Genomic DNA, 23,401 nt, shown 5'->3' with positions numbered 1-23,401 from the left:
GTCACTTGTCCCTGGGGTCGCCTTCACCGTCCGCCTGAACCACCGCGGCGGCAACCTCGGCCGGAGCCGGCGGCTGCTTGTGCTTGCCGCCACCGACGTGCGCCTCCAACCGGGCCCGCTCCACCATGTGCGGGTAGTGCAGGTCGAACGCGGGTCGCTCGGAGCGGATCCGCGGCATTTCGGTGAAGTTGTGCCGCGGCGGCGGGCAGGAGGTGGCCCACTCCAGCGAGTTGCCGAAGCCCCACGGGTCGTCCACGGTGACGACCTCGCCGTACCGGTAGCTCTTGAACACGTTGTAGATGAACGGCAGCGTCGAGGCGCCGAGGATGTACGCGAAGACCGTGGACACGGTGTTCAGCGTGGTGAACCCGTCGCTGGGCAGGTAGTCGGCGTACCGGCGGGGCATGCCCTGGTTGCCCAGCCAGTGCTGGATGAGGAACGTGCCGTGGAAGCCGATGAACGTGGTCCAGAAGTGCAGCTTGCCCAGCGGCTCGTCCATCATCCGGCCGGTGATCTTCGGGAACCAGAAGTAGATCCCGGCGAAGGTGGCGAACACGATCGTGCCGTAGAGCACGTAGTGGAAGTGGGCCACCACGAAGTAGGTGTCCGAGACGTGGAAGTCGAGCGCCGGTGCGGCGAGCAGCACACCGGTGAGGCCACCGAAGAGGAAGGTGACCAGGAAGCCGATGCTGAACAGCATCGGGCTCTCGAAGGTGAGCTGGCCCCGCCACATGGTGCCGATCCAGTTGAAGAACTTGATGCCGGTCGGCACGGCGATGAGGAAGGTCATGAACGCGAAGAACGGCAGCAGCACCGCGCCGGTGGCGTACATGTGGTGCGCCCACACCGTGACCGACAGGGCCGCGATGCCGAGGGTGGCGAAGATCAGCGTCTTGTAGCCGAACATCGGCTTGCGGCTGAACACCGGGAAGATCTCCGAGACGATGCCGAAGAACGGCAGCGCCACGATGTAGACCTCGGGGTGGCCGAAGAACCAGAACAGGTGCTGCCAGAGGATCGCGCCGCCGTTGGCCGGGTCGAAGATGTGCGCGCCCAGGTGCCGGTCGGCGAGCAGGCCGAGCAGCGCGGCGGTCAGGATCGGGAAGGCCAGCAGCACCAGCAGGCTGGTGACCAGGATGTTCCACGTGAAGATCGGCATCCGGAACATGGTCATGCCGGGTGCGCGCAGGCAGATCACCGTGGTGATCATGTTGACCGCGCCGAGGATGGTGCCCAGACCACCGACGACCAGGCCGGAGATCCACAGGTCGGCGCCCACCCCCGGGGAGTGCACCGCGTCGGAGAGCGGGGTGTAGGCGAACCAGCCGAAGTCGGCGGCGCCGCCCGGGGTGAGGAACCCGGACATCACGATCAGCCCGCCGAACAGGTACAGCCAGTAGGAGAACGCGTTCAGCCGGGGGAACGCCACGTCCGGCGAGCCGATCTGCAGCGGCATCACGAAGTTGGCGAACCCGAACACGATCGGCGTCGCGTACAGCAGCAGCATGATCGTGCCGTGCATGGTGAACAGCTGGTTGTACTGCTCCTGGGAGAGGAACTGCAGCCCCGGCCGCGCCAACTCGGTCCGCATCAGCATCGCCATCGCGCCGCCGACCATGAAGAACGCGAACGAGGTGGTCAGGTAGAGGATCCCGATCTGCTTGTGGTCCGTGGTGCGGAACAACCGCAGCAGGAACGAACCCTTCACCGTCTCGCGCGCCGGGTAGGGGCGCGCGGCAATCGGCTGCGGGGCGACGGCCGTCACGGTGCCTCCTTTTCCGCGATCCCGCGCACGCCGCAACTCCTTCGTGCGCCGCGGCCTGGCACGCGTATCACGGAGCCTCCTGCATCCAAGTACCTGTCCTGCGCCCGGCCGCTTGTTCTCCGGCAGCGGCTCAGGCGCCGCATCGGATCGTAGACGGCGCCGTTCCGGCTACGTCCGTCGGGCCACGTGCCGACCTGCCACGATGTGACCCGCGCTACGCCGAGTGACCAGGCTCACCCGCCGCGGTCCGGGTACTGGCAGCATCTCGGGGGTGGACGACCTCAGCCGGCGCGGGTTGGCGGCCGCGGTCGCGGTGGCCCGCCGGCTCGGCCTCCGCGACGTCGAACCGGAAGTGCTCAAGGACAGCAGCAACCTGCTGGTCCGCCTGCGACCGGCGCCGGTGGTGGCCCGGGTGGCCACCACGACGGCGCTGGTCCGTTCCGACGTCGCCGCCTGGCTGGACCGGGAGCTCGCGGTGGCCCGCTACCTGCAGGGACGCGGCGCCCCGGTGGCCCCGCCCAGCGCCGACCTGCCGCCCGGCCCGCACCGCCACGACGGGCTGGAGATGAGCTTCTGGACCCACCTGCCGCACGATCCGGCGCGCATGCCCGCGCCGGAGGACGTCGGCCGCCTGCTCGCCGACCTGCACCATGCGCTGCGCGGCTACCCCGGCGAGCTTCCCGGGCACGCTCCGCTGGACGACGTGGACGCGACGCTCGCGCTGCTGGACCGCGCCGGCGTCGTGGCCGGGGACGATCTCGCCCTGCTCCGCGCGCACCGCGACCGGCTCGCCGAGACGTTGCACACATCCCGGTCGACCCAGCCGCTGCACGGCGACGCCCATCCGGGGAACCTGCTGCTCACCCCCGAGGGCCCGGTCTGGAACGACTTCGAGGACACCTGGCGCGGCCCGGTGGCCTGGGACCTGGCCTGCCTGGCGGAGACGCCGAGGCTGGACGGTCCGGCCGCGGTGGCCGGCTACCCGGACCCACCGGAGGACGGTGAACTCGCCCACTTCCGGGCGGCTCGGCGGGTGCAGGGCACGCTCTGGGTGATGCTGCTGGCGACCCGGTTCCCGGACCGGCGGGCGTTCGCCGCGGACTGGCTGCGCCGCTGGCGGGAGTCGGTCACCGGGAAGCCCGGGTAGCCCGTGCCAACCGTTCGCCGGGCGTATCCCGAAGCGTCCGGTCGGCGTCTCCTGCCCGGCGTTTCCGGTTGCTACGAAGGGCCGCCCATGCCCTTCGCGCTCCGGGAGTGATCGATGACAGTGCCCAGACCCGTGCCGCGCCGCGCGATGTCCGCCCTGCTGGTGGCGGCCGGCGCCGTGCTGTTCCTGCCGCCCACCTCGGCGTCCGCCACCTCGCCGGACATCGTGATCAGCCAGGTGTACGGGGGCGGCGGCAACAGCGGTGCACCGTACGGCAACGATTTCGTCGAGCTGTACAACCGCGGCGGCGGCGCGGTGTCGCTGGCCGGGTGGACGGTGCAGTACGCGTCGGCCACGGGTTCCTCGTGGCAGAAGACCGCGCTGTCCGGCTCGCTCGCACCCGGCGCGCACTACCTGGTGCAGGAGGCGGCCGGAGCGGGTGGCGGTGCCGCACTGCCCACCCCGGACGTCACCGGCTCGATCAACCTGAGCGCCGCCTCGGGCAAGGTGGCGCTCGTCACCAACGGCACGGCGCTGACCTGCGCCACCGGCTGCGCGACCGCGGCCGGCGTGCGGGACTTCGTCGGCTACGGCTCGTCCGCGAGTTCCGCCGAGGGCTCGCCCACACCGAACCTGTCCAACACCACCGCCGCGCTGCGGGCCGGGGGCGGCGCCACGGACACCGACGACAATGCCGCCGACTTCACCGTCGGCGCGCCGAACCCGCACAACTCCAGCGGCGGCGGCAGCGGCACCCGCATTCACGACATTCAGGGCAGAAGCCACATCTCGCCGCTTTCCGGCACGCGCGTGACCGGCGCGCCGGGCGTGGTCACCGCGAAGGACGGCACCGGATTCTGGATGCAGGACCCGCAGCCGGACGCCGACCCGGCGACCAGCGAGGGCATCTACGTCTACACCGCCTCCGCGCCGAGCGTCACGGTGGCCGACTCGGTGACCGTGTCGGGCACGGTGAGCGAGTTCCGGCCCGGCGGCAGTAGCGGCACCACGAACCTGACCACCACGGAGATCACCTCACCGACCATCACGACCGTGGCACACGGCGCCGCACTGCCCGCGCCCACCGTGGTCGGCTCCGGCGGGCGGGTGCCGCCGGGCACGGTGATCGAGGACGACGCCAGCGGCGACGTGGAGACCAGCGGCACCTTCGACCCGGCCAGCGACGGCATCGACTTCTGGGAGTCGCTGGAGGGCATGCGGGTCGAACTGGACGACGCCGCGGTGGTCGGCCCGCGCAACACCTACGGCGAGATCCCGGTGGTGCCGGCCGGCAGTACCACCCGCACCGACCGCGGCGGCATCGTGCTGACCTCCGGCGACACCAACCCGGAGCGGGTGATCGTGGACGACGCGCTGGCGGCCACCCCCACCGCGAACGTCGGCGACACGCTGGCCGGGGCCACGGTCGGCGTGCTCGGCTACTCCTTCGGCGACTTCAAGCTGGAGGTGACCAGCACCCCGGCGGTGCGCGGCGGCGGCATCGCGCCCGAGACCACCGCGCCGGCCACCACCGGGCAGCTCGCCGCGGCCACGTTCAACGTGGAGAACCTGGCGCCCAGCGACCCGCAGAGCAAGTTCGACCGGCTGGCCGCGACCATCGTGACCAACCTGGCCGCGCCCGACCTGGTCGCGGTGGAGGAGATCCAGGACAACAGTGGGGCCACCGATGACGGCACCGTCGCCGCGGACCAGACGCTGGGCAAGCTGACCGCGGCGATCAGCGCCGCCGGCGGGCCGGCGTACTCGTGGCGGGAGATCGACCCGGTGAACGACGCGGACGGCGGCCAGCCGGGCGGCAACATCCGCCAGGTGTTCCTGTTCCGCACCGACCGGGGACTGTCCTTCGTGGACCGTCCCGGCGGCACCGCGACCACGGCGACCTTGGTGACCACGAGCGGCGGCGTGCCGGCGCTGAGCTACTCGCCCGGCCGGATCGACCCCGCCAACAGCGCGTTCAACGCCAGCCGCAAGCCGCTGGCCGGCGAGTTCCGCTGGCACGGGCGGACCGTGTTCGCCATTGCCAACCACTTCAACTCCAAGGGTGGCGACCAGCCGCTGTTCGGGCACTTCCAGCCGCCGTCGCGGCCCTCGGAGGCGCAGCGGCACCAGCAGGCGAGCGTGGTGAAGGGGTTTGTCGACCAGATCCTGTCGGTCGACCCGAACGCCGCGGTGGTGGTGCTGGGTGACCTCAACGACTTCGAGTTCTCCCAGACCGCGGACATCCTCACCGGCGGGGGCTCGCTGGTGGATCTGCCGCGGACGCTGCCGGCCGCAGAGCGCTACACCTACGACTACGAGGGCAACTCCGAGGTGCTCGACCACGTGCTGCTGTCCACCAGCCTGGCCGGCACCGGCTACGGCTACGACGTGGTGCATGTCAACAGCGAGTTCGCCGACCAGATCAGCGACCACGACCCGCAGGTGGTCCGGATACCTCTCGGCTGAGTCCCGCCGTGCCGCCGGTGGAGGGGTTCCGGCCGGCCCCTCCGCCGGGCGGCGCCCCGTCGACCGCCGCAGCACGCCCCGCAGGGGATTAATCCCCTGCTCGGACGATCGGGGCGTTAACGGATTTCTCACGCCTAACACGATCGCGGCAGACCACTTAGCCCGAATGAGCGAAGGGACTGACGAAGGACACCCTGTGATCACTACCCTGCTGCGCAGCTTCCAGAAGAGGGCACAGCGGACGAGGGGTGTCCCGTGAACACACGTGAGCGCTGGGTGCCGGCCGATGTCGACGTGGGCAGACCGAGCCCAGCACGGGTGTACGACTACCTGCTCGGCGGTGCGCACAACTTCGCCGTCGACCGTGCACTCGGCGACCAGCTGATCGCCGCGCAACCCAACGCCCGGCGCAGCGCCCAGCAGAACAGGGCGTTTCTGCGCCGGGCGGTGCTGTTCCAGGTCAATGCGGGAATCCGCCAGTTCCTCGACATTGGCTCGGGCATCCCCACGGTGGGCAACGTGCACGAGATCGCCCAGCGGGTGGCGCCGGACGCGCGGGTGGTCTACGTGGACCGGCAGGAGGGCGCGGTCGCGCACGGCCGGTTGCTGCTCGACGGTAACGACGGCGCCGCCGTGGTGCGAGCCGACCTGTGCGAACCGGACGAGGTGCTGGACGCCCCGGAGACCCGCCGCCTGCTGGACTTCGACCAGCCGATCGGCCTGCTGATGACGTGGGTGCTGCACTACGTCCCGCCGGAGCGCGATCCGGTGGGGCTGCTCGCCCGCTACCGGGAGGCGCTGGCGCCGGGGAGCTGGCTGACCCTGTCGCACGTCGCCGCGGACGTCATGCCGGACCGGGTGGCCGCCGTGGCCGAGGCGCTGAGCCGCAGCGAGGACCCGGTCTTCCCGAGGACGTACGACGAGATCCTCGGCTTGTTCGCCGGTTTCGAGGTGGTCGCGCCCGGCGTGGTACCGGCGCCGCTGTGGCGGCCGGAGCGGCCGGCGGACGCCGCCGGCGCCCGGGAGCGTTGCGGGATCTACGCGGGAGTCGGCCGGCGCACCTGACCACGCTTCGCGCGTCGCCGGGTAATCGCTTTCCCACCGCGCATGAACAGTTACGCTGCCAAGACACACGGCAAACAGAGGTGCACTGTGAACGCGTTCCCGACCCTGTGCCGGGCGAACCGGGACACGGGTGGGTGTGGCACATGACGCCGCCGCCCGGAGTCGCCCACGAGCCACGCGACGTGCTGCGCCGCCGGCGGGTGGAACTCGCGCAGCGCTGGGCCGAGGCGGTGTCGGGAACCGCGTACGTGCCCATGTCGCACGCGGAGATCGAGAACTTCCTGCTCGGCCTGATCGACCGGCTCGCCGACGCGCTGTCCGGCGAGTCCGTCGACGAGGAGGTGGCCTCCGGCGTCGGCGCGCTGCTGGTGGAGCACAACTTCACCGGCACCGAGTCGCTGCGGCACACCCTCGAGGTCCTCGGCCACGCGCTGCTCGCCGAGCCGACCGCGCTGGACACGCCCAGCTCCGCGGACCGGATCGTCACCCTGCTCAGCGCGATCGCCTGCGGCTACGCCACCCGCACCCGGCTTCTGACCTTCGACCAGCAGGAGGAGGTCAAGTGGGCGCTGCTGAAGGCCAAGCACGACGTGGAACGCGTGCTGCACCTCACCGAGGCGCGGTTCCGTGAGGTGTTCGCCTCCTCGGCGCTCGGCATCGCGATCACCGAGCTGGACGGCACCTGCGTCGAGGCGAACACCGCGCTGGCCCAGATCCTCGGGCGGGAGCCGAACGAGCTGACCGGCCGGCCGCTGCACGAGCTGTTCCACCCGGACGACGTCGACGACCTCAGGGCCGCCTACCGGGACCTGGCCGAGGGCCGCACCGAGCGGGTGCGGGAGCGCCGCCGGCTGGTCGGCGAGGACGGCGAGACCGCGTGGGTGCACCTCGCGGCGTCGCTGCTGCACGACGCGGACGGCAGACCCGCCTACCACGTCACCATGGTCGAGGACGTCACCGAGCTGCACCTGCTGCAGGACCGGCTCGGCCACCAGACGCTGCACGACCCGCTCACCGGCCTGCCGAACCGCCAGTACCTGGTCTCCCAGCTGGAGACGGTGCTCGGCCGCACCGACCCGGCCACCCGCGTCATCCTGTACTACCTGGGCCTGGACGCCTTCTCGGTGATCAATGACGGGCTCGGGTACCAGGTCGGCGACGCCCTGCTGCGGGTGGTCGCCAGCCGGCTGGCCACCGTGGTGGACGGGGAACACGCGATGGTCGCCCGGGTGGAGGGCGACGAGTTCGCCATCCTCATGGAGAACTCGCCGAGCACCCCGGACCTGGCCACGCTGATCAGGCGGATCAACGACGAGCTGGCCGAGCCGATCTACCTGGACGGGCACGGCGTCGCCGTGTCGGCCAGCATCGCCGCGGTGCGCCGGCCACAGCACGAGATCACGCCGGAGGAGATGCTCGGCGCCGCCCAGGCCACGCTGCGCCGGGTCAAGGCGAACGGCAAGCGCCAGTGGGGCCTGTACGACCAGCGGCGGGACTCCGAGGAGCGGGCCACCTTCGCGCTCGCCGCGGTGATGCCCGGCGCCTGGGAGAACGGCGACATCGGCGTGGTGTACCGGCCGGTGGTGCGCGCCGCGGACCGCCGGATCGTCGGCGTGCAGGCGTTGCTGCGCTGGGACGACCCGGAGCGCGGCCGGCTGCTGCGGCACGACCAGTGCGTCGCGCTGGCCGAGACCACCGGTCTCGCCCTGCCGCTCGGGCAGTGGCTGCTGGCCCGTGCGTGCGAGCAGGCCGCCGGGTGGCGGCAGCGGCTCGGCGACGACACGCCGCCGCTGTACGTGAACCTGCCGCCGTCGCTGACCCAGGACGCCGACCTGATCGCCACGGTCACCCGCATCCTCGACGCGACCACGATGCCGGCCGGCGCGCTGCGGCTGGCGCTGGACACCCGGACCGTGCTCACCGAGACCGGCGACGCCACCGACAACCTGCTGGTGCTCGCGGACAAGGGTTTGTCGCCGGCGCTGCACGGGTTCGGCGGCGGGTACCGGGAGCTTGCCCTGCTCGCCGAGATGCCGGTCCGCGCGGTGGCGGTGCCGGCCGGCGCGGTGGGCCGCCCGGACGCCGACTCGGTGCTCGGCAGGGCGGTGGCCGACCTGGTCGCCGCGGCGCACGCGGCCGGTGCCGAGGTGATCGCCGAGGGCGTGGACGGCGACGAGCAGGCCGCGTGGTGGCACCGCGTCGGCGGGGATCTCGCCCTGGGCGAGGTGTTCGGGGTGGACGCCGAGCCGGACGAGGTGGTGGATCTGCTCGGCTCGGAATGGACCTTCCAGCCGCTGCCGTAGCCGCCGGCCGCCTGAGTCGCCGGCGCCTCAGTTGCTGTCGTAGACCTTCGGCGCGTACCAGGCCAGCGCCGCCCGCAACTCGCGCACCTCGCGGGCGCGGCGTCGGCGGAACCGCTCGTGCGCGACCGGGTGCACCCGCAGGCCGCCGTGGTAGCGCTGGAAGATCCCGCCGCCCATCGGGGCCGGCACGGGTGCGCCCTCGGTGAGCCAGACGACCAGCCACGGCCGCGACCCCTGTTCCACCACCCGCACCCGGGACACGGCCGACCACGGCAGCCGCGCCTCGGCCCGGCCCCGGGTGACGATCATGCCCTCGGCGGTGAGCCGCACACCCGCCGCCGGGCGCAGCGCGCTGACCAGCAGCCGGGCGGCCAGCACGAGCAGCGCCACGAACCCGACGAACGCGGCGAGGCGCATCACCGGGCCGGCACCGTGGTCGGCGACGCCGGCCAGGTACAACGCGGCGAGCGCGCAGCCCGCGCTCCACAGCACGGCGGCCCGCCGCGAGGTCTGGAACCGGGTGCCCTCCTGGGCGGTCCGCGCCGGCGGTGGCGGCGCCTGCTGCTGCGCGGTCTGCTTCGGCGGCGCCTGCTGCGGGGTCGGCTCGGGCAGTGCCGGCGGTGTCGCGTTCGGCGGTGCGTGCTCGGTGTAGCGCAGGGTCGGCGGCTTGGCCGGCGCCGGGTGGCCGGGCGGCGATCCGGCGGCCGGCGTCGAGCCATTCGGCAGCGGGCTGACCATGCCCTGCTCGGACAGTGCGGTGTGGTACCGCCGCACCAGGGTCTGCACCGGCTGGGGCAACCACACGGCCGAGGTGGGCGGGGCGGCGTCCTCGCCGGCCAGCCTGGCGAGCAGTTGCGCCGTGGTCGGCCGGGCCGCCGGATCCCGGGACAGGCACGCGGCGACCACCTCGGCCAGCCCGGCCGGCACCCGGCGCAGGTCGGGTTCGCCGTGCACCGCCCGGTACAGCAGCGCGTGCGGCTCCCCCGCGCCGAACGGGCCGGCCCCGGTCGCGGCGAACACCAGCACCCCGCCCAGCGCGAACACGTCGGTGGCCGGGCCGACCTGGCCGCCGGTGATCTGCTCGGGCGCGGAGTACCCGGGCGTGCCGAAGAAGACACCGGTCGCGGTGAGCGTGGAGCGTTCGGGGCCCTGCGAGACGCCGAAGTCGATGACGCGCGGGCCGTCCGCGCCGAGCAGCACGTTGGACGGCTTGAGATCGCGGTGCACCAGGCCGGTGGCGTGGATGGCGGCCAGCGCCTCGGTCAGCCCGGCGGCGAGCCGGCGCACCGCCAGTTCGGGCAGTGCCCCGTGCTCGGCGACCGCCTGCTGCAGGGTCGGCCCGGGCACGTACTCGGTGGCCAGCCATGGTCGGGGCGCGTCCGGGTCGGCGTCCACCACCGCGGCCGTCCAGAAGCCGCCGACCGAGCGCGCCATCGCCACCTCGCGCCGGAACCGCTCCCGGAACCCGGGATCGTCGGCCAGCTCCGCGCTGATCAACTTGATGGCGACCAGCCGACCGCCGCGTGACCGTGCTAAGTAGACGGTGCCCATCGCGCCGCGCCCCAGCCGGGAGACGATCGCGTAGTCACCGACCGAGCGCGGATCACTGGACCGCAGTGTCTGCACGGGCTGCTCCTCACACCGGTGTCCGGATCGAGCTTAGGCCGTCGCGTTGTAAGCGTGCCTGGCCTCGTGGGAAGCGGCGCGCGGCCTTCGGAAGGCTGCTAGCCGTCCGGGGCGGGCGGTGACTGGATGCGGGTCAACTCGCCGGTCAGCCCGGCCAACCACACCTCGACGTCGACCAGGTGCTGTGCCCTCGGGCCGACCAGCTCGTCGTCGCCGGCCGCGGCGAGCCGGTCGAGCACGTCGTCGGGCGGGTCCGGCGGGCGCACCGGCGAGTCCAGCCGGCCGGCCCGCAGCTCGTCGCCGAGCGCGAGGAACGCGGCGCGCAGCCGGCCGGCGAAGGCGGCCAGCCGGGCGGCCACCCCCGCGCACGCGGCCAGCGAGCCGAGCGGGTAGCGGCGCAGTAGCGCGTCCCCGCCCCGCACCATCTCGTGCGCGGTGACCAGCGCGGCGTGCCAGTCGAGCCGCGCCATCCTCGGGTCGGGCCGCTCGGACTGGTACTGCGTGTAGGAGGCCTCGGCCAGCAGCAGCGCGCGCCGGGCCCGCCGGGCGGCGTCTCCGGTCGAGTCCGTGCCGGCGAGAGCGGCCACGGTCTCCTCGGCGGCGCAGGTACCGGTGTCGAAGCAGGTGGCCACCGCGCGGCGCAGTGCCCCGGCCCCACCGCTGGGCCAGGCCAGCAGGCCGATCAGCACGCCGACCGCGCCGCCGATCAGCACGTTCTCGATCCGGGCCTCGGCGAGTTGCACGGTCGGCGGGCTGAGCTGGGCGAAGACCAGGGTGACCACGAGGGTGAACAGGCCCTGCGTCCAGGCCACGCCGAGCAGCGGTCCCAGCGCGTAACCGAGCAGCATGGTCACCGGCAGCGCGGCCTGGTAGACCAGCGGGTCGTGGAGGGCCCCGGTCACCACCGCGGCGGCCGCCGCGCCGGCCAGCGTGCCGACCAGCGCGGGGCGCAGCGTGGTGCGGGTGTCGGCGGCGGAGGTCCGCATCAGCGTGAGCGTGGCCAGCAGCACCCAGAACCCGTGCGCCAGGTCGAACGTGCCGGCCACCAGCCGCGCGGCGGCGAGCGCCGCGGCCACCCGCAGGGCTTGCTGGAAGTACACCGACCGCGGGGTGAGATGCAGCCGGAACTGCCGCCACCACAGCACCGGCGTCGCGGCGTGCGCGTACCAGAAGGGGCCGAGTTCGTCACCGGGGCGCGGCTCGGGGGGCGCACCGCGACCGGCGGCCACCCGGGCGGCCCCGGCGAGGGACCGCACACCCTCGGCGGCGCCGAGCGCGACGGCGCTCGCGCGCATCCGCGCCAGCCGGGTGTCGTGCCCGAGGTGGGTGGCGTGCCTGGCGACGCGTCCCGTGTCGAAGGCCGCGACGGCGCGGTCGATGGCGTCGATGCCCACCGGGGAAGCGCCGCCGGTGACGGTCCGCCCGGCCGAGCGCGCGGTGTCCGCGACGGTGCGCAGCAGCGCGGCGATGCCCCGGTCCACGCAGCCCGCGCGGGCCGCGAGCAGCAGCCGGTGGGCCTGCTGCGTGGCGTAGCGCAGCGCCGCCCCGGCCTGCCGCAGCGCCCGGTCCCGCCGGCTCGCCGAGGCCGGTCGGACGGCGATCGGCAGCCGGGCCGGCCGCACCGCTTCGGCCGCGGCGTCCAGCGCCGCCCACGCGGCCTCCAGCCGACCGGCGGCGGTGCCGGCGAAGGCGTTGGCCAGTCCGTCGAGGAAGCCGGCCAGCCGCTCCACGGCCGCGCCGAGCCGCTGCGGGTAGCGCACCGGCGCCGGATCCGGCCACAGCACCACCTCGGCCGCGGCCAGCAGCACCACGCCCAGTGCGGCCCCGCTCAGCCGGGCGAGCAGCGTGTCCGGTGCGTATGGCGGGAAGCACGGCAGGATGTAGAAGAGTTGAAGGCCGTTGGCCAGCCCGACCAGCCGAGGCCCGCCGACCCCGGAGAAGGACACCGCGAAGCCGAGGACCAGCATGCCGGCCACCGCCAGCCAGGTGCTGCCCGCCACCAGCGTGCCGGCGGTGACCAGCGCCCACACCGCGGGAAGGGCCAGCAGCAGGGTGCCCGCCCGGGCGCTCGGTGGGCCGGGGACCTGGGAGAGCGCGCCCAGGGCGATGGTGCCGAACAGCGCGTAGGTGGCTAGGGTTGCGTCGCCCAGCCCATACCGGCAGCCGTAGAAGACCAGGCACGCGATCAGCGTCACCCGGGTCGCGCGCCTGATGACCAGGTAGTTCTCGTCGCGGCGGCGCAGCCAGCTCAGCACCGAGGACCCGACCACGTGCCCTCCCCGTCCGCCCCGTTCGGGCCGGCCGAACAGGGGCGCTGGCGCCAGCATCACCCCAAGGGCTCCGTGCCGCAGCGCGGCCTTACGGGTCGCCGGTCCGCCCGGCGGGCGCTCAGGACGCCGGTCTACCGCCGTCCGGCCGGGCTCGCCTCCGCTCCCCGAGGGCACCGCGGAGGCTGCCGAGCGCGGCCAGCAGTGTCGCCGCGGCCACTCCGACCGGCCACAACTCGCCACATGTCGCGGCGAGGGCGAGGTTGACCAACCCTACGGTCGCGAACGCGCCGCCCAGTACCAGCCAGGTCACCGCCTGCCCCCGTCGAACCTGGTGTTCGCTCATCGCGGGCCTCCTTCTCGTACGGGGCGTATCGAGTGGGGGGCGCGCGGGGTTACGGGCATCCCTCGACCGGAGCAATGAACGTCACAGAGACGTGCGCTGCGTCGGTGTGGTGACGACAACGGCGGTCCGTCCCCACCCGTGGTCGCTACGGGCGAGGACGGACCGCCGTCGCTCGTGGTTGTCGCGGATCTCCGACGTCAGCCGGGGAAGACGTCCTTGGCCTTCTTGCCGTTCACCGCGGCGGTCCACCAGACGCCGCCGACGGCCTCGCCGTTGGTCTGGCAGGCAGCGGTGTCCTTGGCGTACCGGTACAGCGGCCAGCCGCCCAGCGTGAGCTGCTTGCTGCCGTCGGCCCGGGTGATCGTGCCGACCAGGTTGCGGTCGATGCCGTAGAGCATCAGGTTGTCCTGGGCCAGCACCGGCGGCCACGCCTTGGCGCACTCACCGTTACAGTTCGACGCCTTGTTGGGCACGTCCTTGTCGAACCGGTACAACGTGAAGCCCTCGCCGTCGGTGGCCACCTTCGGGAACTTCCCGGCGGGCATGGCGCGGATCACCGTGGTTCCCGGGGTGGGCGGCATGGCGCCGTCCTTGGCCTTGGTGCCGTTGAAGGCGGCGACCCACCAGGTACCCATCGCGCCCTCACCGTTCGCCTGGCCGGGCCCGCTGTCCTTGGCGAACCAGTACATCGGCCACTTGTTGACGGTGAGCTGCATGGACCCGTCCTTGCGCTTCACCACGCCGAGCTTGGACTTGTCGATGCCGCCGATGACGTTGATGTTGTTGATGACGTTCTCGACGTTGACGTTGTTGTTGATGTTGACGTTGTTGCTGTTGTCCACGTTGTTGGCCACGATCACCGGCGGCCAGTTCTGCGCGCACTGACCGTCGCAGTTCGAGGTCGACGGGTTGTTCGAGTCCTTGTCGAACCGGTACAGCGGGCGGCCGTTCTGGTCGACGAGCGCGTTGCTCAGCGAGCCCGCCGGCGCGATCTTCAGCGCGGTCAGCTGGGCGGTCGGCGCGCCCCCTTCGCCGGCGGGCGGTGCGGCGGGCGAGCTCTCGCTGGTGGGCACCGAGCTGCCGTAGTCACCGGCCTGCGCGTTGCCGTAGCCGGCCGACCCGTTCACCGACTTCACGGTCGCCTTGTTCGCCGGTGCGGCCTGGCCGTTCCCCGTGCATGCGGCGCCGAGCATTGCCGTGGCCAGCGCCATCATCGCAACCAGGATGTTCCTCGTACGAGGTAACGACATGGTTCGCGTTCCCCTTTCCACCTGCGGTGCCCTGCCGAGGTATGCGCCGCTCTTCGGTACCGCCGCCAGGACTGTTCACCCGACACACGCGCGGGTCCCGTGCCCGGTTCAACTCAGGCAGAAGAAAAGTCGTCAGCGTCCAAACATTCGCGCGGTTGCACAGTGAAACTGACCGACAGTCGGTCGCACGAACGAGGAACTAACAGCCTGTCTCCATATTTCGACACTCGGCGATCGAGGAAGGCGCCACCCATCCGGCGACAGACCACATCTTGTTGCTTCCGCAAGCAATATCATGGGTTTCGCGGCTGTGATCGACCAGAAGCCGGTACGTCCCTCAAATTGATCATCGAGGCACCTGCCCTCCGCTGCGCTCATTGCGGGCAGAACTGGCCACGGTCGACGGCGTTGACGCACAGTGGGGATCGCCGTCATCGCCACCGCTCCGCCGCCACCTCCGGGGCCCAGCCAAGGGCAAACCCCGTGGTCATCCTCATCGCAACCACCGCCGCCTCCACCGGCCGCTCGATGGAACCCTCCGCGAACCCGACCCACGTGGTGGCAGCGCCTGCGCCGGCGTCTCGGTCTCTGACGGCAAGCGCGGTGCCAACGCGAACCGGCGTGGTGCAAGATGAACAGTCACGTTGAGCGAGCAGGGAGGTGCGGGACGTGGACGCGCGATCGAGTCGGTGGCACGAGATCACCCCGTCCTCCTTCAAACATGAGCAGGCCGCGCTGCGGCACGTCCGCGAACTGCTGCCGGACCGCCATCCCTATGCGGCCTGGTCCAACTTCACCTTCATTTCCCAGCAGGGCCACATTCGCGAGGTCGATCTGCTGGTCGCGGCGCCCAGCGGCCTCCACCTGGTCGAGATCAAGAATTTGCACGGCCGACTCACCAACCGCTACGGCACGTGGGTGCTGCACGGTGAGCGTGGGCGGCGGACGTTCGACAACCCGGTGATCCTTGCCGACCAGAAGGCCAAGGAACTCAAGGGCCTGCTCATGCAGGCCGCGACCAAAGACCGCATCACCATTCCGTACGTCAACGCCGCGGTCTTCCTGGCCGAACCGGGCATAGTCTGCGAACTGGACGACCGCCAACGCGCCCACGTCTACGGCCCCGAGGACGCCCAGCAGGGCCCGAACCCGCTGCCCCGCATCGGCAGCGACCTGCTCACGGCCCCCGCCACGCGCGTCGCGCCGACACCGGAGTTCTTCCGCGCACTACCCCGCCTGCTGGAACGGGTCGGCATCCATCCCACGCAGCGCAGCGTGACCGTCGGCGCCTGGAAGATCGAACCGCAGCCGTACGAGAGCGGCCCAACCTGGCAGGATCACCACGGCTTCCGCGAGGACATGCCCGGCGAGCACCGGCGGGTGCGGATCTACCTCTACGAGCGGGAGGCCGACCCCGACCGGCAGCGATCCATCCGGGCGGCGGCGACTCGGGAGTTCCGCGCCTGCCAGGGACTACGGCATCCCGGGCTACTCCGGCCGGTCGAACTGGTCGACCACGAGGCCGGGCCGGCACTGCTGATCGAGCAGTCGCAGGAAGCGCTCCGGCTCGACCACTACATGGCGCAGCACGGATCGGACCTGGACCTGCCCACCCGGCTGGACATGGTGCGCCAGCTCGCCGAGGCGGTGCACTACGCGCACGAGCGGCGGCTGGTGCACCGGGCGCTGTCGCCGCGCGCGGTGATCGTCGACCCCACCGACGGCGACTGGTCGCGGCCACGGCTGCAGATCGGCGAGTGGCAGGCGTCAGCCCGCGGGTTGTCCGGTCGACCCACCGTGCACCGGTTCGCGCCCAGCAGCGACGCGGCCAAACACGTGGAGGCGGCCGCCGCCCCGTACCTCGCGCCGGAGTTCCGCGCCGATGCCGACGGCACCGTGTCGATCGACGTTTTCGGGCTGGGCACGACGTCCTACCTGATCCTCACCGGCCGTCCCCCGGCGTCGAGCCAGGCCGAACTGATCCAGCGGCTCGAAGCCGACCGCGGCCTGCACCCCGCGGCCGTGATCGACGGCATCCCGGACGACATCGACACCATCATCTCGATGGCCACCGCACCCGTGGTCAAGGATCGGTTCACCGACGTCGAGGAGTTCCTGGACGAGTTCAACAAGGCCCTCTCCCCGGAGGAGGAACCCGGCGCCGAGCAGCACGATCCGTGGAACGCCGTCAAGGGCGACAGCCTCGGCGACACCGGTTACGAGGTGCGGAAGGTGCTGGGCACCGGGTCCACCGCGCGGGCGTTCCTGGTGTTCCGGGACGGCATGGAGTCGGTGCTGAAGATCGCCCGGTCCGCCGAGGCGGAGGAGCGGTTGCTCGACGAGGCCACCGCACTGGAGGAGCTGCGGCACGACCACATCGTGGTGCTGCGGCGCGGCCTGTTCGACGTCGGCAACCGTCAGGCCATCGAAATCGACTACGCCGGGGAACGCAGCCTCGCCCAGGTGTTGCGCACCGACGGCGCGCTGCTGCCCGACCAGCTCCAGCGGTTCGGTGACCAGCTTCTCGACGCGCTGTGCTACCTGGAGCGCAAGGGCGTGATGCACCGGGACATCAAGCCGGACAACCTCGGCGTGCGTCAGCACCCGAAGCAGGGGCCGCGCCTGGTGCTGTTCGACTTCTCCCTGGCCGGCACGCCCACGACCGATCTGCTCGCCGGGACCCGCGGCTACGTGGATCCGTTCCTGGACCCGAACGGTCGCCGGCCCGTGTACGACGCGCACGCCGAGCGGTACGCCGCCGCCGTCACGCTGCACGAGATGGCCAGCATGGAGCTGCCGTCGTGGGGTGAGGACGGCAGCAACCCGCGGTTCGTGGACACCCCGGTGACGCTGTCCAGCGAGCTGTTCGCGGCGGGCCTGCGGGAACCGCTCGATGCGTTCTTCCGCAAGGCCCTGCACCGGGACGCCGAGCAGCGGTTCCCCAGCGCGGCGGCCATGCGGGAGGCGTGGCGGCGGGTGTTCACCGCGGTCGACGAGACCGGCCCGGCCACCGTGTCGTCGTCCCGTTCGGACGACCCGGAAGAGCTGCGCGAGGAGGCCGCCAACCGGGCCAGGCTGGACACCGCGCTCGACGCGGCCGGGCTGACGCTGCGCGCCGTGGCGGTGGCGCAGCGGCTCGGTGCGAGCACGGTGGGCGAGTTCCTGGACATCCCGCACAAGAGGCTGTGGCGGGCCCGGGGCGTGAGCAAGCGGACCAGGGACGAGTTGCTGCGCCGTAGCACGCAGTGGCGCAAGGCGCTGATCACGGGCGCCGCGCCGGCGGCGGCGGGCCCCGTCCCGGCGGACGTGGACGGCTCCCGGCTGCCGCTCGACACGATCGTGGCCACCCTGCTGCCGAAGCCCAGGCGCCGCAACGACGCTCAGCTCGCCATCACCCGCCTGCTGCTCGGCCTGCCCGACGACGCCGGCGCGCTGCCCGAGTTCCGCTGGCCGACCAATGTGCAGGTGGCCGCGAAGGCCACGCTCAGCCAGGGCCGGATCGCCCAGGTGCTGCCGGCTCGCCGCCGGGCATGGCTGCGCAACACCGCCCTGGACGCGGTCCGCGACGAGGTGGTCGACGCGCTGCGCTCGCTGGGTCGGGTGGCCGCCGCCGAGGAACTCGCCGACCATCTGCTCGTGCTGCACGGCTGTACGGAGGCCGTTGCCACGGAGCACCGCCGTGCCTATGCCTACGCCGTGCTGCGCGCCGCGGTCGAGGCGGACTCGCTGGCCGACACCGCCGGGCGCGAATCCCGGTTCGCCACCCGCAGGCACCACGACCGGGTGCTGGTGGCCCTCCAGGTCACCTCGGAGGAGCCGCTGGACACGCCGTCCGACGGCCAGTTGCTCGAACTGGCCGTGGAGCTGAGCAAGGCGGCCGTCGCGCTCGCCGGCCAGGACCCGCTGCCCACCCCGACCGCGGTGGTCCGGGAGCTGGAGGCCACGGCCGAACGGGTCAACCACATCCTCGACGAGAAGCGGCTGGTCCGGCTGGCCGCGGCCGCGGCCGGCTCGGTGCTGTCCAACGCGCGGCTGGAGCTGTATCCGCGCGACCTCTCCCCCGTGCGCGCCCTGCGCCTCGCCCAGGCCGGCGCGGGTCTGTCGGACAACGGGATCGAACCGGACGCGGTGCATCGGCGGGTGGAGAGCCGCTTTCCCGGCCTCGCTCCCCTGCCGACCGGCAACGAGCTGCTCGACCTGCTCAAGGAGGCCGGCTTCAGCCTCGTCTGGGACGGCAAGGTCTACCGGCCGCCGCAGCTCTCCTACACGGCCTACTCGCCGACGCCGTCCTCCAAGCAGCCGCCGGCCGTCGAGGGCACCGCGGCCAGCGACGTCGACGCCCGGCTGGTGGAGGCCGCACGGCACGGCGGCTTCCGGGTGATCACGCTGCGGCGCAAGCGCTGGCCTCGCGCCCGTCTGGCGGTCGAGGCGGTGCTCGGCGAGCCCGTGGTGGACGTCTCCGCGGCGTTCGTCGGCGCACTGCGGGCGGTGGCCCGGCAGCGCCAGATCCCCGACTTCGACCGGGTATTGCACGCCGACGCCGCGGAACCGGGCAGCCGCGACCAGCTCAACCTGCAGCGCGTGGTCTCCGAGGCGTGCGCCCTGCTGGAGCAGGAGTGGTCGGGCAGACCCGTGCTGGTACTCGACATGCTCACCCCGCTCGGCCGCTACCCGGCCGGCGCCGCCCTGCTGGAACGCCTGGCCGACCGCGCCCGCTACGGCGGCAGCGACACCGGCCCGGACACGCTGGTGCTGCTCTGCCCCACCGGCGACGAGGCCCAGCGTCCCCGCATCGGCAACTACGTCATCGATATCCGCACCCCCGAGGAATGGGTGATCGCCCGCTCCTCGTGGCCTCCCGCACAGGCAAGCGTGGCCTGAGCACCCAGTCTGCGTGAGATGTCGGCAGGTTCGACACCGATGTGATCGAAACGGACAGCACCTCGTCGGCGTCCACCGGTAAGGTCCGACCCAGGGGGTGACGCAGCACGGTGCTGGGGATGCCGTCACTCCGCGGACGACCGTTAACTGCCGAGGGGGTGCGGTGGGCGAAGGGGCAGCAAACGTCTCGGTCACGACGGATTGGCTGCGCAAGCGCGCGGACGACTGCGACGACTGCGCGAACGCCATCGGGCAACAGTTGGGGCCGGCCAGCGATGCCTGCGAGACCATCAGGCAGGCGGCACCGGGATGGGAGTTCGTCAACAGCCTGCCCGACATGCGCACGCGATGGGAGGAGCTGAACAACCTGCTGCGGGAACGGCTGGGCGACGGCGCCAAGAAGTTTCGAGCATGCGCCGACCAGTACGACCACAACGAGAGCGCGATCAGCACGTTGCTGCACGCGATATTCGGGTGAGGCAGATGGTCGACTTCACACAGCTCCAAAACCTCAACCCGTCCGGCCTCGAACAGGCAGCCGACCAATGGCTGTCCATCCATCGCAAGATCGAGGAAGCGATGGCAGCCTTCGAGGACAAGGTGACGCGGCCGCTGGACGAGGGAATCTGGCAGGGCGATGCCGGGGCGGCGGCGAAGCGCTACTGCGACGCCGTCACCGGGGACATCGAGGACGTCGCCAAGGAGGTCGAGAGCCTGAGCTCGTTCCTCGACGAGATCGTCAACGGCTCGGCTGAGGTCGCTAGCCTGAGGAAGAACCAGCAGCGGATATTCGACCTGCACCGCCAGGCGGTCGAGCAGGGAATGACCGTCGACTCCGACGGTAGCGTGCGGTGGGCAGTGATCCGCAACCCCGGTCCGCTCTCCGACGAGGAGAGAAAGCGGGAAGAGCAGGCAGCACGAACGGCGAGCGAACTGGAACGCCAGATCAAGGACGAGCTGCGGGAAGCGACCGAGACGGACCACACGCTAGCCAACAGCCTCAAGGTGATCTTCGGCACCCCCCACAACTTCGAGAGCGAGGACCGCCAGTACGGCGACCATGACGAGACGCTCTATGACGCGATGCTCGACCTCGAAACGGAAGCAAAACTCAGGTCCGTCGAACTGGACCTCAGGCACCAGAAACACTGGACCGACGCGGCCGACCTGTTGCAGCACTGGCTTGACGGGCGCGGCACGCCCGTGGACCTGAACCCCGAGCAGATGCTCAACGACATTCCCGCCTTCAAGGCAGACGCGGGTCGCACGCTTGACGAGGTCAGGGCCATGCCCGACGGCACGTTCACGACCAACTGGAAGACCACCGCGCCCAACGTCACGGACGGCGACCGCAGCCTGAACTGGTTTTACGCGCTGAACCACTTCCAGTATCGACTGGTGGGCGAGAAAACCGGCGGTACGATCACATATCACGTCGAGGTGCAGAAGCGGTACGACTGGGGAATACCCAGTGAGCATCGCAGCAGTTTGGACAGGCCCCCAATATATCTCGAACAGGCGGACATCGCTCACCTGAATTCGGTCGGCAAGGCTAAGGAATTCGATGTTCGTGGAACATCGGGAAAAATGACGGCTCCAGCATAAGGAAAAGACTTGAGCACCCGGAAGAAAGTCCTGATCGCTGTTGCGGCGGTGGTCGTGTTGCTGTTCGCCCTGGTTGCGGCGTGGTTCCTGTGGCTGGGTTATGTTCTCGAACACCCGAAGCCCGGAGAGTGGATGTACTGACCCGGAGGATGCCTCGTCGCAGTACCGACCGGCTTCCCGCCGCGTCAGGGTGGTAGCTCTTCCCCAGCTTGCTCATCCAGCCCGATCAGGGCTGTGGCTGCGCGCCAGCACGCATGAACGCTGGTCGCCGCCCTGCCGTCAAGCTGGTCCGACACGCTGCCCGGCAAGAGATCACGCGGAAGCGTTGTTTGTACGCTCTCCGTTGTGACTGGTGCCATGCTCGACCGCTCCCGCTTGCTCACCGATCTCCAACGCCAGGTCAAGCTGCTGGAAGCCGACCTCCGCGAGCGAGTGGAGACAGAGCCGGAGTTCGGAGACCGGCTGCGCGCCGAGCACGCCGCCGCGATCAAGGCGAAGCGGACCGCCGCCACGTGGGCGAGCTGGCGCAACGACGAGGTCACCCAGGCCGCCGTGGCGTGGGTGCTGGGCACCGTGTTCGTCCGCTGGTGCGAGGACAACGAACTGATCCACCCGGTGCTCTCCGGACCGGGATCGCGCCTGGCCGAGGCAGAGGACGCCCAGACGAAGTTCTTCCGCGAGAAGCCGCACGCCACCGATGCGGACTGGATCGAGCACGGCTTCGCCGAACTGCGCCGCAGCGACGCCGGCGCCATGCTGTTCGACCCCAGGCACAACCCCGCATACCGGATCCCGGTCTCCCACGACGGCGCCAAGGCGCTGATCGCGTTCTGGCGGACCCGGCAGGCCGACGGCTCCCTGGTGCACGACTTCCGTGATCCCGACTGGGACACACGGTTTCTCGGCGACCTCTACCAGGACCTGTCCCAGGAGGCCAAGGACAAGTACGCGCTGCTGCAAACCCCGGAGTTCGTCGAGGAGTTCATCCTCGACTACACGCTCAAGCCCGCGCTGGACGAGTTCCCGCTCGACGGCTTCCGGCTGATCGACCCCACCTGCGGCTCCGGCCACTTCCTGCTCGGCGCTTTCCACCGCCTGGTCGCCGCCTGGCACGACCAGGACCCAACTCTCGACGCCTCCGAGGTCGCCCGCAAGGCTCTGGACTCCGTACACGGCGTCGACATCAACCCCTTCGCCGTCGCCATCGCCCGCTTTCGCCTCCTGCTCGCCGCGTGGAAGGTCGCCGGTGTGGCGACCGTTGATGAGGCGTCTCGTCAGCGGTGGCGCATGACCGTGGCGACCGGCGACTCGCTGCTGCCGCTGTCGCGTGCGCAGTCCATTCCCGGTATGGACGAGCAGCTCGGCCACCAAGAGCCATGGGAGGACGTCCTCGACTTCGCGGACCAACGTCTACTCGAACCGGGCTCCTACCACGTCGTCGTGGGCAACCCGCCGTACATCACGGTGTCGGATGCCAACCAGAACGCCCGCTACCGCGAACTGTACTCGGCCTGCCACCGGCAGTTCCAGCTCACCGTCCCCTTCGCTCAGCGCTTCTTCCAACTCGCCCAGCGCGCCGGCGACGACCGCCGAGGCTCCGGCTTCGTCGGCCAAATCACCTCGAACGCCTTCATGAAGCGCGAGTTCGGCACCAAGCTGATCGAGGAGTTCTTCCCGACCATCGACCTGACTCACGTCATCGACTCCTCGGGCGCATACATTCCCGGCCACGGCACGCCTACTGTGATTCTTGTTGGGCGGCGGCGAAGGCCCGAGCCCGATGGCGCCGTACGAGCAATACTTGGAATCCGCGGCGAAACGGGCGTGCCAGAAGATCCCAGCAGGGGACTTGTGTGGACTGCGATCAAGAACCAACTCGACCACTCCGGTCAGGACTCGGAATGGGTCAGCACCGTCGACCTACCTAGGTCCAGACTTGCAGAGCATCCATGGTCCCTGAGTGGCGGTGGCGCCGATAAACTACTGGCGGCTCTACAGGAATCAAAACATAATATTTCTGCTTACGGGGGGAAAGTCGGCACGGGAGCGGTTACCCGCGAAGACGATGTCTTTATGGTAGGAGAGGGGGCCCTCCGACGGCATGGCGTGCCAGAGGACCTTCGCCGACCGTTGATAGAAGGTGATGTGGTACGCGACTGGCGCCTCATCAGCTCACCTCAGTCGTTGTGGCCCTATAACTCGAACACACTCCTCGCCGCGGAACATCCATCTATTATCACTTGGTTGTGGCCGTATCGGCTTCAGCTCAGCGCCAGAGTCGCATTCGGGAAGACCCAAATTCAGCACGGCCGCGCCTGGTTCGAGTATTCGATGTTCTTCGCCAACCGCTACCGCGCCCCGCTATCGATCACCTTCGCCTTTGTGGCAACACATAACCACTTTGTGCTGGATCGTGGTGGGAAGGTCTTCAACCGTTCGGCGCCGGTCATCAAACTCCCCGAAGGCGCCAGCGAGGACGACCACCTCCGTCTGCTTGGGGTACTGAACTCCTCCGCGGCTTGCTTTTGGCTCAAGCAAGTATGCCACGATAAAGGCAGAGCGTTATTCAGAGCCCTTACCAGCCAAGTCGGTAGAACTCCAGTGCGGTGACGATTCGGATGACATTCGGAAGCTCGGCGAGGCGCCCTCGAAAGCCGGTGGCAAGTATCTTCCAGTTCTT

14 protein-coding genes are annotated in these 23,401 nt (G+C 70.8%); 9 read left to right on the top strand and 5 right to left on the bottom strand.

The features are described from left to right. Nucleotide 1: 1 nt before the first annotated feature. Nucleotides 2–1,765, bottom strand: coding sequence for an aa3-type cytochrome oxidase subunit I (ctaD, locus tag FFT21_RS24430; protein ID WP_137816281.1), 1,764 nt, complete (start codon nt 1,763–1,765; stop codon nt 2–4). Between the two features lie 271 nt (nt 1,766–2,036). Here ctaD and FFT21_RS24425 point away from each other — a divergent pair, with 271 nt between their 5' ends. From FFT21_RS24425 to FFT21_RS24410, 4 genes are all read left to right on the top strand, one after another. Continuing rightward, nucleotides 2,037–2,912, top strand: a complete 876-nt coding sequence (locus tag FFT21_RS24425; protein ID WP_192909729.1) for a phosphotransferase enzyme family protein — start codon at nt 2,037–2,039, stop codon at nt 2,910–2,912. A gap of 114 nt (nt 2,913–3,026) precedes the next feature. After that, nucleotides 3,027–5,378 (top strand): DUF8508 domain-containing protein, encoded by a 2,352-nt coding sequence (locus tag FFT21_RS24420; RefSeq protein ID WP_137816279.1) that lies wholly within the window; start codon nt 3,027–3,029, stop codon nt 5,376–5,378. Between the two features lie 255 nt (nt 5,379–5,633). Next, nucleotides 5,634–6,443 (top strand): SAM-dependent methyltransferase, encoded by an 810-nt coding sequence (locus tag FFT21_RS24415; protein WP_137816278.1) that lies wholly within the window; start codon nt 5,634–5,636, stop codon nt 6,441–6,443. A 143-nt stretch (nt 6,444–6,586) separates the two neighbouring features. Further along, nucleotides 6,587–8,746, top strand: coding sequence for a putative bifunctional diguanylate cyclase/phosphodiesterase (locus FFT21_RS24410; protein ID WP_137816277.1), 2,160 nt, complete (start codon nt 6,587–6,589; stop codon nt 8,744–8,746). 27 nt (nt 8,747–8,773) lie between these two features. Here the strand turns inward: FFT21_RS24410 and FFT21_RS24405 are convergent, their stop codons facing one another. The 4 genes from FFT21_RS24405 to FFT21_RS24390 all read right to left on the bottom strand — a co-directional run bounded on the left by FFT21_RS24405 (nt 8,774) and on the right by FFT21_RS24390 (nt 14,235). After that, a complete protein-coding gene (locus FFT21_RS24405; RefSeq protein ID WP_137816276.1) occupies nt 8,774–10,372 on the bottom strand; it encodes a serine/threonine protein kinase in 1,599 nt (532 codons plus the stop codon). Nucleotides 10,373–10,470: 98 nt separating this feature from the next. Next, a complete protein-coding gene (locus FFT21_RS24400) occupies nt 10,471–12,642 on the bottom strand; it encodes an FUSC family protein (protein WP_137816275.1) in 2,172 nt (723 codons plus the stop codon). A 118-nt stretch (nt 12,643–12,760) separates the two neighbouring features. Continuing rightward, nucleotides 12,761–12,985, bottom strand: coding sequence for a hypothetical protein (locus FFT21_RS24395; protein ID WP_137816274.1), 225 nt, complete (start codon nt 12,983–12,985; stop codon nt 12,761–12,763). Between the two features lie 197 nt (nt 12,986–13,182). Further along, the gene (locus tag FFT21_RS24390; RefSeq protein WP_137816273.1) at nt 13,183–14,235 is read right to left on the bottom strand and encodes a hypothetical protein; all 1,053 of its coding nucleotides are present in this window, start codon (nt 14,233–14,235) and stop codon (nt 13,183–13,185) included. 669 nt (nt 14,236–14,904) lie between these two features. Here FFT21_RS24390 and pglW point away from each other — a divergent pair. The 5 genes from pglW (at nt 14,905) to pglX (ending at nt 23,331) form a co-directional block, all read left to right on the top strand. Next, complete coding sequence (gene pglW / locus FFT21_RS24385; RefSeq protein ID WP_192909728.1) at nt 14,905–19,116, top strand: BREX system serine/threonine kinase PglW; 4,212 nt, start codon at nt 14,905–14,907, stop codon at nt 19,114–19,116. A gap of 163 nt (nt 19,117–19,279) precedes the next feature. After that, nucleotides 19,280–19,594 (top strand): hypothetical protein, encoded by a 315-nt coding sequence (locus FFT21_RS24380; protein ID WP_137816271.1) that lies wholly within the window; start codon nt 19,280–19,282, stop codon nt 19,592–19,594. A gap of 5 nt (nt 19,595–19,599) precedes the next feature. After that, a complete protein-coding gene (locus tag FFT21_RS24375; protein WP_137816270.1) occupies nt 19,600–20,721 on the top strand; it encodes a hypothetical protein in 1,122 nt (373 codons plus the stop codon). Between the two features lie 9 nt (nt 20,722–20,730). Beyond that, a complete protein-coding gene (locus tag FFT21_RS30410) occupies nt 20,731–20,862 on the top strand; it encodes a hypothetical protein (protein WP_264081676.1) in 132 nt (43 codons plus the stop codon). A gap of 204 nt (nt 20,863–21,066) precedes the next feature. Continuing rightward, nucleotides 21,067–23,331 (top strand): BREX-2 system adenine-specific DNA-methyltransferase PglX, encoded by a 2,265-nt coding sequence (gene pglX, locus FFT21_RS24370; protein ID WP_137816269.1) that lies wholly within the window; start codon nt 21,067–21,069, stop codon nt 23,329–23,331. The last annotated feature ends 70 nt before the right edge of the window (nt 23,332–23,401 follow it).

It is taken from the genome of Gandjariella thermophila (genome assembly GCF_005405885.1).
Taxonomy (GTDB): Bacteria; Actinomycetota; Actinomycetes; order Mycobacteriales; family Pseudonocardiaceae; genus Gandjariella; species Gandjariella thermophila.
Note: the sequence above shows the minus strand (reverse complement) of the source record. Positions and strands in the feature narration are given on the sequence as shown.